Annotated in this window: 9 protein-coding genes; 1 reads left to right on the forward strand and 8 read right to left on the reverse strand. The window is 61.0% G+C overall.

Annotated elements, in window-relative coordinates:
• Positions 1 to 186: 186 nt before the first annotated feature.
• From OQ248_RS12910 to betI, 5 genes are all read right to left on the reverse strand, one after another.
• On the reverse strand, positions 187 to 1524 hold the full coding sequence (locus OQ248_RS12910; protein WP_265813022.1) for a TldD/PmbA family protein: 1338 nt from the start codon (positions 1522 to 1524) through the stop codon (positions 187 to 189).
• Positions 1524 to 2966 carry a TldD/PmbA family protein gene (locus OQ248_RS12915; protein ID WP_265813023.1) on the reverse strand — a complete coding sequence of 481 codons (1443 nt, stop codon included), beginning with the start codon at positions 2964 to 2966 and terminating at the stop codon, positions 1524 to 1526. The genes OQ248_RS12910 and OQ248_RS12915 overlap by 1 nt, the downstream gene beginning before the upstream one ends.
• 193 nt (positions 2967 to 3159) lie before the next feature.
• On the reverse strand, positions 3160 to 4863 hold the full coding sequence (gene betA / locus OQ248_RS12920) for a choline dehydrogenase (protein WP_265813024.1): 1704 nt from the start codon (positions 4861 to 4863) through the stop codon (positions 3160 to 3162).
• A gap of 182 nt (positions 4864 to 5045) precedes the next feature.
• Positions 5046 to 6518, reverse strand: a complete 1473-nt coding sequence (betB, locus tag OQ248_RS12925; protein ID WP_096817745.1) for a betaine-aldehyde dehydrogenase — start codon at positions 6516 to 6518, stop codon at positions 5046 to 5048.
• Positions 6519 to 6606: 88 nt separating this feature from the next.
• On the reverse strand, positions 6607 to 7200 hold the full coding sequence (betI, locus tag OQ248_RS12930; RefSeq protein ID WP_085731629.1) for a transcriptional regulator BetI: 594 nt from the start codon (positions 7198 to 7200) through the stop codon (positions 6607 to 6609).
• Between the two features lie 425 nt (positions 7201 to 7625).
• Here betI and betT point away from each other — a divergent pair, with 425 nt between their 5' ends.
• Positions 7626 to 9623 carry a choline BCCT transporter BetT gene (gene betT / locus OQ248_RS12935; RefSeq protein ID WP_085709137.1) on the forward strand — a complete coding sequence of 666 codons (1998 nt, stop codon included), beginning with the start codon at positions 7626 to 7628 and terminating at the stop codon, positions 9621 to 9623.
• Positions 9624 to 9850: 227 nt separating this feature from the next.
• On the opposite strand, the gene choV is transcribed toward betT, so the two are convergent.
• From choV to OQ248_RS12950, 3 genes are all read right to left on the reverse strand, one after another.
• Positions 9851 to 11029 carry a choline ABC transporter ATP-binding protein gene (choV, locus tag OQ248_RS12940; RefSeq protein WP_085709138.1) on the reverse strand — a complete coding sequence of 393 codons (1179 nt, stop codon included), beginning with the start codon at positions 11027 to 11029 and terminating at the stop codon, positions 9851 to 9853.
• On the reverse strand, positions 11026 to 11871 hold the full coding sequence (gene choW / locus OQ248_RS12945; RefSeq protein ID WP_085709139.1) for a choline ABC transporter permease subunit: 846 nt from the start codon (positions 11869 to 11871) through the stop codon (positions 11026 to 11028). Before choW ends, choV begins: the two co-directional genes overlap by 4 nt.
• Before the next feature lie 66 nt (positions 11872 to 11937).
• Positions 11938 to 12885 carry a choline ABC transporter substrate-binding protein gene (locus OQ248_RS12950; protein ID WP_169432241.1) on the reverse strand — a complete coding sequence of 316 codons (948 nt, stop codon included), beginning with the start codon at positions 12883 to 12885 and terminating at the stop codon, positions 11938 to 11940.
• Positions 12886 to 13182: the final 297 nt, after the last annotated feature.

Genomic DNA, 13182 nt, shown 5'->3' on the forward strand with positions numbered 1-13182 from the left:
GGAACCTCTTGTGGTTGGAGTTAATGCATATCCATGGTCGAGCACGGTCAATGTGGGAGCGGGCTTGCTCGCGAAAGCGGTAAATCAGTCGACATCAATGTTGAATGAAGTGGCCTCTTCGTCGGATCTCCGCCCGGAGCAAGCCCGCTCCCACAGTAGATCTGCGGTGTTCCGCTGATCCGGGGTTTACAGGGTCAAGGTCAATCGGCTCACCAGCGCCCCCGGCAGCAACGCCGACGAGGTATTGCGCTGGCTGTAGGTACTTGCCGACAGCAGCAACTCACGCTCGGCAGTCAACGCTTCCAGCTGCGAACCCAGCAGGCTGTAGGCACTGTCGTCGAAACGCATGGTGCTGACCGGCGCCTGAATCTCGCCGTTCTCGACCCAGAACGTGGCAAACCGGGTCATGCCGGTCAGGCGCGCCGCCGGTTGATCCGAGAAGTTCAGGTACCACAGGTTGCTGATGTACAGCCCGGTGCCCAGTTGCTTGAGAATCTCCGCTTGCGGCAGATCACCGGCGCCCATGTTCAGCGCGCTCGGCGATTCGCCACCGCCGGCACCGTTGGCTGTCAGGCCGTATTCAGCAGCACTGCGCGAACCCACCAACTGGTCACCCGCCTTGCCTTCGATGATCAACCGCAGATCGCTGCGCGGATAACCTTCACCGGAAAACGCCGGGCTCAGCGAGCCGCTGACTTTTTCGTCGAGGGACACCAGCGGACTGAACACCTGATCGCCGGCATACAGCTTCTGCAACGGGCTGCTCTTGCTGGCAATCGACTGCGCCGAGAAACCGCCCCAGCACAGCATGCCCATGATTTCTTCCAGGGCTGCCGGTGCCAGGTAGGCGCGGTATTGTCCCGGTGGCAGGGTGCGCAGCGGACGACCGAGAAACTCAAGCTGCTCGCGGGCCTGCTGGAAACGCTTGGCGAAACCTTCGCTGCTCCACTCGTGCCCGGCATAGCTGGCTTTCACCGCTTCACCGTTCTCGTGGAACAGGCTGAAGTCGAAGTTGAAGCTGTTGGCCTGATGCCAGCCGAACGCCCCTGAAGAACTGGCGAAACCACGGCTGATGGGACCTGCGGCATAGAAACCGACCAGATCCAGACCTTCAGCCGCCTCGGCAATTTCAGCGACCACCTGCTCGGTGTCCGGCAGCGGATGTTCCTGCACGTTCTGGCTCTGCCAGCCGTTGTGGTTGAGCAGCAGATAGGGATCCTGCGGCAGCAGCGGCAGGGTTTCGCGCAGTTGTTGCAGGCCTTCGGCCAGGCGTTGCAGGTCGGTTGCCTGTTCGCCGGACAGGGTGATGTGCAGATCGGCATGGCGCCCGTCGTCGATCAGTTTCAGACCGATACCGGCTTGTTGCACTTGCCCGGCCTGACGCACCTTGGCGTGATTGAAGCGGACGAAGGCCGACGACTCGGCGTCGTAACTCAGCGTGAATTGTTCCGGCTCGCGCACGGCATCGCGCAGCCAGTTGACCAGCACCTTGAAGGCCTCGACCTGGCTCTTGGAAATACTCATCAGGCGTCTCCCCCAAACACATCAACATTGCTGAACACGCAGGCCGGCGAAGCGTGGCCGACGCGGATCACCTGGTTCGGTTCGCCCTTGCCGCAGTTCGGTGTGCCCAGCACCCGGGTGGTGCCGGCGTTGCCGACTGCGCGCAGGCTCTTCCAGAAGTGCGCGGAAATGCCCCGGTAGTTCGGGTTTTTCACCACGCCTTTGAGTTCGCCGTTTTCAATCAACTGGCCCCATTCGCAGCCGAACTGGAATTTGTTCCGCGCGTCGTCGATCGACCACGAACGGTTGGTGCTCATCAGGATGCCGTTTTCGATGCCGCCGATCAGTTGCTCCAGCGACTGGTCGCCCGGCTCGATATTGAGGTTGGCCATGCGGTCGATCGGCGGTCGGTTCCAGCCGCAGGCGCGGCTGTTGGCGACGCCGTCCAGACCCGCGCGGAATTGCGACAGGGCACCGCCCAATGGCCGCACCAGCAGACCTTCGCGAATCAGGAACTGCTTGCTGGCAGCCGTGCCGTCGTCATCGTGGCCATAGCTCGCCAGCTCTTCGGGAATGTCCGGATCGAAGGTCACGTTGAGCAGCTTCGAGCCGTATTGCAGGCTGCCGAAATCCGAGGCTTTGACGAAGCTGGTGCCGGCGTAGTTGCGCTCGTCGCCGAGAATCCGGTCCAGTTCCAGCGGGTGGCCGATGGATTCGTGGATCTGCAGCATCATCTGGTCGGGCATCAGCAACAGGTCACGCGGACCTTGCGGCGTATTGGGTGCGAGCAGCAGTTGCAGCGCCTGATCGGCGACTTGCGGACCGGCACCGATCAGGCCGCAACGGCTGATCACGTCGGCGCCGCCCTGCTGGCCGAAGTTCTCGCGGCCGAGGCTGCGGGTCTGGCTGTCGTTGCCGTCGTAGGCGGTGACGTCCAGGCCCGGGTAGACGAAGCGCTGGGCCTGGCGCAATTCGGCCCCGGCGCTGCTCAGGTAGATCTGTTCGACGTGGGTGATGCCGATGCTCACTTCCCAATTCACCAGGCGCTCATCCTTTGGCACCGAGGCGGATTCCGCGCCGAGCAGCTCGAAGCATTCGCTCAGGGACGGGAAGGGTTGTTGCAGATTGGGTGAAAAGTAGTCGGCGCGGTCGCTGGACACCGGCTGCTGGCTCAGGTCGAGCAGGGCGTGGGGCTTGATCCGCCGGGCCTGCTGTTCGGCGCGCTCGAGGGCGGCTTGCAGGCCTTGTTGCGACAGGTCATTGGTCGCGGCGTAGGCTTCGACGCCGTTGACGCGAACGGTGAGCATCGCGCCTTCGTCGCGGCTCAGGCTCGGCGGTTCGGCGACGTTCTTGCGCACCGACAGGTACTGGCCGGACTCGCGTACGTATCGCAAGGAAAAAAACTCGGCGCCCGTGCGCAAGGCAGCGAAGCGCTGCTTGAGCTGGGGGTGGAAATCGAACATCAGGGAACCTCCTTGTTATGGGAGTAGCGGCGAAGCGGATTCGGCGGGGAGGGGTGAAACGATTGCGCGAGGACTAGAGTAGGCCTGCGTGGGGGTAGGATCAAGTGAAGAGGGGGTGTAGGAGAATTTACTGCTTTGAGTCGGCTGATCGTTCCCACATTGCATGGGAACGATCACCGCCCGGTATCACGACTTACTGAGCAACAGCACTCACATCACGCAGTGCCTTGCCTTTCACCGGCGCATCGCCGGCGACGTAGTACGGCGCCTTGCTGCGTGGCAGTGGCTGACGGCCACGGATCTTGTCGGCGATTTTCTCGGCCATCATGATCGTCGGGGCGTTCAGGTTGCCGGTGGTGATGATCGGCATGATCGAGGCGTCGACCACACGCAGACCCTGCATGCCATGCACGCGGCCCTGGCCGTCCACGACCGCCATCTCGTCGGTGCCCATCTTGCACGAGCAGGACGGGTGGAACGCGGTTTCGGCGTGCTCGCGGATGAACTTGTCCAGCTGCTCATCGGTTTGCACTTCGATGCCCGGGCTGATTTCGCGGCCACGGAAGGCGTCCAGTGCAGGCTGTTGCATGATTTCACGGGTCAGGCGGATGCCGTCGCGGAATTCCTGCCAGTCCTGCTCGGTGGCCATGTAGTTGAACAGGATGCTCGGGTGCTGGCGCGGATCCTTGGATTTGACCTGGATGCGACCACGGCTCGGCGAACGCATGGAACCCATGTGCGCCTGGAAACCGTGCTCTTGTACGCCGTTGCTGCCGTTGTAGTTAATCGCTACCGGCAGGAAGTGGTACTGGATGTTCGGCCATTCGAATTCCGGACGGGTGCGGATGAAACCGCCGGCTTCGAACTGGTTGCTGGCGCCGATGCCGGTGCCGTTGAACAGCCACTCGGCACCGATGGCCGGCTGGTTGTACCAGAGCAGCGACGGGTACAGCGAGACCGGTTGGGTGCAGGCGAATTGCAGGTACAGCTCGAGGTGATCCTGCAGGTTTTCGCCGACGCCCGGCAGATCGTGAACGACCGGGATGTCGAGGCTTTCCAGCAGTTTCGCCGGGCCGACGCCGGAGCGTTGCAGCAGTTGCGGCGAGGCGATTGCGCCGGAGCAGACGATGACTTCTTTGCGGGCGCGGGCTTCAACGCGCTCTTCGGCAGTGCCGACCAGGTAACGTACGCCGATGGCGCGTTTGCCTTCGAACAGAACCTTGTCAGTCAGGGCGTGAGTGACGATGGTCAGGGTCGAACGCTTCTTGGCCACGTCCAGATAACCACGGGCGGTGGAAGCACGACGGCCTTTCGGCGTCACGGTGCGGTCCATCGGGCCGAAGCCTTCCTGCTGGTAGCCGTTCAAGTCTTCGGTGCGCGGGTAACCGGCCTGCACGCCGGCTTCAACCATGGCGTGGAACAGCGGGTTGTTGCCAGCCTTCGGCGTGGTCACGCTGACCGGACCTTCGCCACCGTGGTAGTCGTTCGGGCCGATGTCGCGGGTTTCCGCTTTACGGAAGTACGGCAGGCAGTCGAGGTAGGTCCAGTCTTCCAGGCCTGGCAGCTTTGCCCAGCCGTCGTAGTCCATCGCGTTGCCGCGGATGTAGCACATGCCGTTGATCAGCGAGGAACCGCCGAGGCCCTTGCCGCGACCGCATTCCATGCGACGACCGTCCATGTACGGTTCCGGATCGGTTTCGTACGCCCAGTTGTAGCGACGGCCCTGCAGCGGGAAGGCCAGTGCGGCCGGCATCTGCGTGCGGAAGTCCATGCGGTAGTCCGGGCCGCCCGCTTCGAGCAGCAGGACGGTGACGCCTTCGTCTTCAGTCAGACGGGTCGCCAGGGTGTTACCGGCAGAACCGGCACCCACAATGATGTAATCGAATTCCTGGGACATTGAATGCACCCTCTTTAGATGTGGTCAGGTCGGGGCCTCGGCGAGTGCTGTGCACTCGAATCGCTGGCAAGCCAGCTCCCACAAGGATTGGGAGTTGCCACGGATTTGATGGGCGACACACAAACCTGTGGGAGCGGGCTTGCCCGCGAAGAGGCCCTCGCAGGCAATACAAGACGCGGGTCTTAGAACACCGAGACGTAATCGCCCAGCTCGACCTGTACCGATTTGATGCGAGTGAAGTTGTTCAGCGAGCTGATGCCGTTCTCACGACCAACGCCCGACTGCTTGTAACCGCCGACCGGCATTTTTGCGTCGGACTCGCCCCAGGCGTTGATCCAGCAGATACCGGCTTCCAGTTGATGAATCACGCGGTGGGCGCGGTTCAGGTCGCGGGTGACGATACCGGCGGCCAGGCCGAAGTCGGTGTCGTTGGCGCGGCGGATCACTTCTTCTTCGGTTTCGTAGGTCAGGATCGCCATTACCGGGCCGAAGATTTCTTCACGGACGATGGTCATGTCGTCGGTGCAGTCGGTGAACACGGTCGGTGCCACGAACGCGCCTTTGGCGAATTCGCCGTCGGTCAGACGGTCGCCGCCGCACAGAACGCGAGCGCCTTCTTCTTTACCCTTGGCGATGTAGCCCAGCACGTTTTCCATGTGAGCGAAGCTGACCAGCGGGCCGAAGTTGGTGTTTTCGTCTTCCGGGTTGCCAACGCGGATGCGCGCAACGCGCTCGACGATCTTGGCTTCGAAAGCGGCTTTCAGGTGGCTCGGCACGAATACGCGAGTGCCGTTGGTGCAGACCTGACCGGAGCTGTAGAAGTTGGCCATCATGGCGGTGTCGGCGGCGCGATCCAGGTCGGCGTCGTCGCAGATGATCAGCGGGGACTTGCCGCCCAGTTCCATGGTCACGTCTTTGAGCGACGAAGCCGAAGCGCTGGCCATTACTTTTTTGCCAGTGTCGGTGCCGCCGGTGAAGGAGATTTTCTCGATGCGCGGGTGCTCGGTCAGCCAGGTGCCGACTTCACGGCCGCTGCCGGTCAGGACGTTGAACACGCCGTTTGGAACGCCGGCTTCGGTGTAGATTTCGGCCAGTTTCAGGGTGGTCAGCGAGGTGACTTCGCTCGGCTTGAAGATCATCGCGTTACCGGCCGCCAGGGCTGGAGCGGATTTCCACAGGGCGATCTGGATCGGGTAGTTCCACGCGCCGATACCGGCAACCACGCCCAGCGGCTCGCGACGGGTGTAGACGAATGCGGTGTCACGCAGCGGGATCTGCTCGCCTTCGATGGCGGGTACCAGGCCTGCGTAGTATTCCAGCACGTCGGCGCCGGTGACGATGTCGACGTATTTGGTTTCGGAGAAGGCTTTACCGGTGTCCAGGGTTTCCAGGGCAGCCAGTTCATCGTTGCGCTCGCGCAGGATGTCGACGGCGCGACGCAGGATGCGCGAACGCTCCATGGCGGTCATCGCGGCCCAGATCTTCTGGCCTTTTTCGGCGCTGACGACAGCGCGCTCGACGTCTTCCTTGGTCGCACGTTGCACTTGTGCGAGGACTTCACCGTTAGCCGGGTTGATGGCTTCGAAGGTGGCATCGCTGCCGGCGTCGGAGTACGCGCCATCGATGTAGAGTTTTTGCAGTTCGAAACGGGCCATAGTGTCCTCGCAAGTGCATAAGTGGTTGGCGTTGACCACCGCGATCAGGCTGCGGTGGCGTTCAGGGGCCGAGCGTTTTCTGTGTGCTCTAGCTCACCTTCTTGGCCAATTGGAAATCCATGTATTCGTAAGCGATCTGTTGCGCCTGCGCAGTGTCGAAAGCGTCTCCCGACAGCGCGCCGCGTAACCACAAGCCGTCAATCAGAGCTGCCAGTCCACGGGCGGCGCTGCGCGCATCTTCGAGCGGCAACACACGGCGGAACTCGCAGCACAGGTTGGAATACAGACGGTGATCGTTGATCCGCTGCAACCTGTGCAAAGACGGCTGGTGCATGCTGGTGGCCCAGAAGGCCAGCCAGGTTTTCATTGCCGGGCCATTGACCTGGCTGGCGTCGAAGTTGCCTTCGATGATCACCTGCAGATGCGCCCGGGGGCTGCTGTCTGCCAGCGCCTGACGGCGCGCGGTGACGTTCTCGCTGAGGACGCTCATCAGATACCGCATCGTGGCGGCAATCAGGCCGTTCTTGTCCTGAAAATAGTGACTGATGATGCCATTCGAGACACCGGCCAGACGGGCGATCAGCGCAATGCTGGCGTCCCCCATTCCGACCTGATCGACGGCCTGCAAAGTGGCTTCGATCAGTTGTTGGCGGCGGATGGGTTGCATACCGACCTTGGGCATCTTGCACATCTCCTTAGGCCTTCCGACGAGCGATAAACGCCGATCGGATTGAGGGCCAGTCTATTTTGTTTTGATTGAACGTTCAATCAACAAAGAATAAGATCTGCGACAAATCGTCGCTGCCTACAGATTTTTCCTACGAGTAAGTGGCGATAAACCGACATCCGAAAATGCTCGAAACCTGCGCGGGGCAAGGCGCGGTTCGACGTTCGATGGACGTGTTGAATGGGCAAGACGCTCGAGGCCAGGTTTCGGATGAACGTCCGGACCTCGGCCACGACGGCGATTCGCGGTGCCATCTCTGCAGGTTCGGGCTTTTTTCGGGGTGTCTTTATATCACCCGCCGGTCGGCTGCCAACTAACCGATTGGTCGGGTTCCGTGTTGCCTTGTGTTCTTCTCTCGCACTGCCTGGAGCATTTGTGCCATGAGTTCTGCCTCGCTTATAAAGACCCCGCCCGAGAAGGTGACGGTCAACGGTTGGGTGTTCTACACCTCTACCGTGCTGATTCTGTTGTTGACCGCCATTCTGATCATCGCCCCGCAAGAGGCCGGCAGAATGTTGGGAGTGGCTCAGGCCTGGTTGTCCCGCAGCTTCGGCTGGTACTACATGGTGGTGATCGCCGCTTACCTCGTTTTCGTGGTGGGCCTGGCGTTTTCCTCCTACGGCAAACTCAAACTGGGTAGCAAGGACGACACCCCTGATTTCAGCTACGGCGCCTGGGCGGGGATGCTGTTCTCGTCGGGTATCGGTATTTCGCTGCTGTACTTCGGCGCGTCCGAGCCGCTGGATCACTACTTCAACCCGCCGGAAGGCGCGTCGGCCACCAACCTGGCAGCACGTCAGGCTGTCCAGCTGACCTTCCTGCACTGGGGCCTGCACGGCTGGGCGATCTACGCACTGGTCGGTCTGGCCGTGGCTTATTTCGCTTACCGTCACAACCAGCCGCTGGCACTGCGTTCGGCGCTGTACCCGCTGGTGGGCGAGCGTTGGGTCAAGGGCGCTGCGGGTCATGCGGTAGACGGCTTCGGCATGTTCGTGACCCTGCTGGGTCTGGTGACCAACCTGGGGATCGGCTCGCTGCAAGTGTCCTCGGGCCTGGAAAACCTGTTCGGCATGGAGCACAGCAACACCAACCTGCTGATCGTGATCATCGTGATGAGCACCGTGGCGACCATCGCTGCCGTGTCCGGCGTGGAAAACGGCATCCGTCGTCTGTCCAACCTCAACATCATCCTGTTCAGCGGCCTGCTGATTTTCGTGCTGCTGTTCGGCCCGACCCTGCACCTGCTCAACGGCTTCGTGCAGAACATCGGCGACTACCTCAACGGCGTGGTCATGAAGACCTTCGACCTGTACGTCTATGAAGGCGACAGTGCCAAGTCCGACCGCTGGCTGGGCCTGTGGACTCTGTTCTACTGGGCGTGGTGGATTTCCTGGGCGCCATTCGTAGGCATGTTCATCGCGCGTATTTCCCGTGGCCGTACCGTGCGTGAACTTGTGGCCGGCGTGCTGCTGATTCCGCTGGGCTTCACTTTGGCGTGGCTGTCGATCTTCGGTAACTCGGCGCTGGACCTGGTGATGAACCACGGTGCGGTGGAACTCGGCAAGACGGCGCTGGAACAGCCGTCGATGGCGATCTATCAGTTGCTGGAACACTACCCGGCGTCGAAAGTCGTCATCGGTGTGTCGATCTTCGTAGGTTTCGTGCTGTTCCTGACCCCGGCCGACTCCGGCGCGGTAATGATGGCCAACCTTTCCTGCAAGGGCGGCACTGTCGATGAAGACGCGCCGCACTGGCTGCGGATCTTCTGGTCGGTCGTGATCACTCTGGTGACCATCGGCCTGCTGTTCGCCGGTAACTTCGAAGCCATGCAGACCATGGTGGTGCTGGCCGGTCTGCCGTTCTCGGTGGTGCTGGTGTGCTTCATGTTCGGCCTGCACAAGGCGATGCGCCAGGACATGCAGATCGAACAGGAGCAGGCGCAACTGGCTGAGCGCGGCCGTCGTGGTTTCAGCGAGCGCCTGACTCAACTGGATCTGCAACCGAGCCAGTCGGTGGTGCAGCGTTTCATGGACAAACACGTCACGCCGGCGCTGGACGATGCGGCTGCACAGCTGCGTGCCCAGGGTCTGGAAGTGCAGACACTGCTGGGTAAATCCAAGCGCTGCATGGGCGTGCGCGTCGAGATGGAAGAGGGCAACCCTTTTGTCTACGAAGTGAGCCTGGACGGCTACCTGGCGACCCCGACCGAATCGGCCCAGTCCGATGAAGCGCGCCAGCGTTACTACCGCGCCGAGGTGTATCTGCACAACGGCAGCCAGGATTACGACCTGATGGGCTTCACGCAGGACCAGATCACTCGCGATGTGCTCGATCAGTTTGAAAGCCATCGGCAGCTCCTTGGCCGGGTGTATAGCTAAAGTCAAAAGCCCCCTCACCCCAACCCTCTCCCCTAGGGAGAGGGGGAAAGGGAGCAGATTGGGGGCTTTTCAAAGCCTGAGTACGACTCGATAGTTCAGGTCGATGTAGTTTTGAAGTGCAACTCGGTAGGTTCCCTCTCCCTCTGGGAGAGGGCTAGGGTGAGGGCTTTTTCCCTGGCCCAATAAAAAAGGGATCGCTCACCGCGATCCCTTTTTTTCATCCCGCCTTACCCCAGGTTCTTGCCGAGCAGCGCGTGATACAGCTCGCTGTCCCCGAGAATCCCCACCACATGGTTGTTGTCGTGCAGCACCAGCTTGTTGCCAGTCTGGTAACGGATCTGCAACGCGTCACGCATGCCGATGTTCGAGTCCACCAGTGTCGGACGACGATCGAGGCCTTCCACCGCTTGTCCCGGCACCCAGTTCTGCAGGTCGAGTACCGAGCCGTTCTTGCGTGCACCCTTGATGGTGTTGCCTTCGGCCAGATCCAGCCACGAATCGCCGCCCGGATCGAGGCATACCGAGCCGTTGATGCGTTTGCAGTTGTCCAGCGTGCGCATCAGGCTGCGACCGCACAGCACGTTCAGCGGATTGGTATGGGCGACGAAGGTGCGCACGTAGTCGTCCGCAGGGTTGAGCACGATCTCTTCCGGCACGCTGTACTGGATGATCCGGCCGTCTTTCATGATCGCGATGCGGCTGCCCAGTTTCAGCGCCTCGTCGAGGTCGTGGCTCACGAACACGATGGTCTTGCTCAGCTTGCGTTGCAGTTCCAGCAATTCGTCCTGCAGGCCCTGACGGATCAGCGGGTCGAGGGCCGAGAACGGTTCGTCCATCAGCAGAATGTCGGCGTCCATCGCCAGTGCGCGGGCCAGGCCCACACGCTGTTGCATGCCGCCGGACAGTTCGTTGGGTTTCTTGTTGCGCCACTGGGTCAGGCCTACCAGCTCAAGTTTGTCATCCACCAGTTTGCGGCGTTCTTTCTCGGGGCGGCCCTGCATTTCCAGACCGAAGCTGATGTTCTCGCGTACGGTCAGCCAGGGCATCAGGGCGAACTTCTGGAACACCATCGCAATGCGCTTGGTGCGCATCATCTTCAGTTCGGCCGGGCTGCAGGAGGCGATGTCGATCTGTTTGCCTTCGTGCTCGACGAACAGCTTGCCGCGGCTCACGGTGTTGAGGCCGTTGATGCAGCGCAGCAGGCTGGATTTACCGGAGCCGGACAAACCCATCAGTACACAGATTTCGCCTTTCTCGATATCCAGGCTGGCCTTTTCAACGCCGACAATCTGCCCGGTCTTTTTCAGGATCTCGTTACGGGTCATGCCCTGATCCAGCAGCTTGAGTGCCTCGCGCGGATCCTTGGCGAAGATAACGTCTACGTTGTCGAAGCGGATTATGCTCATGCGTCACCCCCTACTTTGGCGTCGGGTTGTTTGCAGATACGGTCGAGCATGATCGCCAGCAGTACGATCGCCAGGCCCGCTTCGAAGCCCAGGGCGATATCAGCAGTGTTCAGTGCGTTGACCACCGGTTTGCCGAGTCCGTCGGCGCCCACCAGTGCCGCGATCACCACCATCGACAGCGACAGCATGATGCACTGGGTGATGCCGGCTGCGATGCTCGGCATGGCGTGGGGCAGTTCGATCCGTGAAAGCAGTTGGCGACGCGAGCAGCCGAAGGCCTTGCCGGCGTCCATCAGTTCTTCCGGGACATCGCGGATGCCCAGGTAGGTCAGGCGGATCGGCGCAGCGATGGCGAACACCACCGTGGAGATCAGGCCCGGGACCACGCCCAGCCCGAAGAGGGTCAGGGTAGGAATGAGGTAAACGAAGGTCGGTACGGTCTGCATCAGATCGAGCACCGGCCTCATCAAAGTGTAGAACATCGGTTTGTGCGCGGCGACGATGCCCAGCGGCACGCCGATGACCACGCAGACCAGGGTCGCGAACATGACCTGGGCGAGGGTTTCCATGGTTTCCTGCCAGTACCCCAGGTTGAGGATCAGCAGAAAGGAGGCGATCACGAAGGCGGTGAGGCCCCATTTGCGTTGAATGAAGTGCGCGAGCAGAGCGATGAGGCCGATCAACACCAGCGGGTTGAACCAGGTCAGCGCAAACGTCACGCCGTGGATCATCGTTTCCAGGGTCACGGCGATTGCGTCGAAAGTGCTGGCGCCGTGTTGCGTCAACCATTCAACGAAGCCCGCGATGTACTGGCCTAAAGGGATTTTCTGATCAATCAGCATGGTAGTGAACGTCCGCATGCAAGGAAATAACAGCCCGGGCGGGACTGGCCCGCCCGGCATAAGCGATTACTGAGCAAGTTTGGCTTTCACGGCCTCCAGGCCAGGTTTACCGTCAATGGTGGTCACGCCAGCGAGCCAGGTATCGAGCACCTGTGGATTCTTTTTCAGCCAGGCCTTGGCGGCCGCGTCAGGCTTCATCTTGTCGTCGAGGATGTTGCCCATCAGGGTGCTTTCCATGTCGACGGTGAACTCCAGATTTTTCAGCAACTGACCGACGTTGCTGCATTCCTCGACGTAGCCCTTGCGGGTGTTGGTCGCGACAGTAGCGGCGCCGAAATCCGGGCCGAAGAAGTCGTCGCCGCCGGTCAGGTATTGAATCTTGAAGCGCTTGTTCATCGGGTGCGGCGCCCAGCCGAGGAACACCACGGCGGTGTCGCGTTTCTGCGCACGGTCGACTTGCGAGAGCATGCCCGCCTCGGACGATTCGACGACCTTGAAGCCGGCGTCTTTCAGGCCGAAGGCGTTCTTGTCGATCATGCTCTGGATCAGACGGTTGCCGTCGTTGCCAGGCTCGATGCCGTAGATCTTGCCGTCGAGCTCTTTCTTGAATTTGGCGATGTCGGCGAAGTCATGCAGGCCCTTGTCGTACAGCGCCTGCGGCACGGCGAGGGTGTATTTGGCGCCCTTGAGGTTGGTGCGCACCACTTCCACGGTGCCGGCGTCACGGTAGGCCTTGATGTCGTTTTCCATGGTCGGCATCCAGTTGCCGAGGAACACGTCCATGTTCTTGCCGTCGGCCAGCGACTTGTAGGTCACCGGCACGGAGATCATGGTGGTCTTGGTCTTGTAGCCGAGGGCGTCGAGCACCACGCTGGTGGTCGCGGTTGTTGCGGTGATGTCGGTCCAGCCGACATCGGAGAAGTTAACGGTACTGCACTGCGCCGGTTCTGCGGCTTGAGCCAGTAACGGCAGACTCAGCATGGCGGCCAACAACAACGACGGGGAACCTTTCATGGATGGACTCCTTGGTGTTTTTTTTGGCAGTGTTCCGACTGGACCACCGCACTTATAGGTTGCGGTTGGATGGCGTTCTGGAGACAGCTCTGTCACGGCGCCTTGCAATCGAGTCGATACGATCATGTACCAGTGAAAATCTGACGCCTACAGGGTGCGTCGTATCCAGTACAGGGATGGTCGCATCCAGTGTCAGTGACGTCGTTTACAGCTTTTTTCCGCCCTGTTTGGCCATCTGAACCGCATAAAAACGGCGAAAACACGGGCGAAAACCGGCACGGCGTTCGTGGGCATGAG

Origin of the sequence: Pseudomonas sp. COW5, assembly GCF_026240005.1 — a bacterium.
Lineage (GTDB): Bacteria > Pseudomonadota > Gammaproteobacteria > Pseudomonadales > Pseudomonadaceae > Aquipseudomonas > Aquipseudomonas kribbensis.

Coding starts and splice junctions, on each gene's coding strand:
- OQ248_RS12910 (WP_265813022.1), bottom strand. CDS start 1,524: ATGAGTATTTCCAAGAGCCAGGTCGAGGCCTTCAAGGTGCTGGTCAAC.
- OQ248_RS12915 (WP_265813023.1), bottom strand. CDS start 2,966: ATGTTCGATTTCCACCCCCAGCTCAAGCAGCGCTTCGCTGCCTTGCGC.
- betA (WP_265813024.1), bottom strand. CDS start 4,863: ATGTCCCAGGAATTCGATTACATCATTGTGGGTGCCGGTTCTGCCGGT.
- betB (WP_096817745.1), bottom strand. CDS start 6,518: ATGGCCCGTTTCGAACTGCAAAAACTCTACATCGATGGCGCGTACTCC.
- betI (WP_085731629.1), bottom strand. CDS start 7,200: ATGCCCAAGGTCGGTATGCAACCCATCCGCCGCCAACAACTGATCGAA.
- betT (WP_085709137.1), top strand. CDS start 7,626: ATGAGTTCTGCCTCGCTTATAAAGACCCCGCCCGAGAAGGTGACGGTC.
- choV (WP_085709138.1), bottom strand. CDS start 11,029: ATGAGCATAATCCGCTTCGACAACGTAGACGTTATCTTCGCCAAGGAT.
- choW (WP_085709139.1), bottom strand. CDS start 11,871: ATGCTGATTGATCAGAAAATCCCTTTAGGCCAGTACATCGCGGGCTTC.
- OQ248_RS12950 (WP_169432241.1), bottom strand. CDS start 12,885: ATGAAAGGTTCCCCGTCGTTGTTGTTGGCCGCCATGCTGAGTCTGCCG.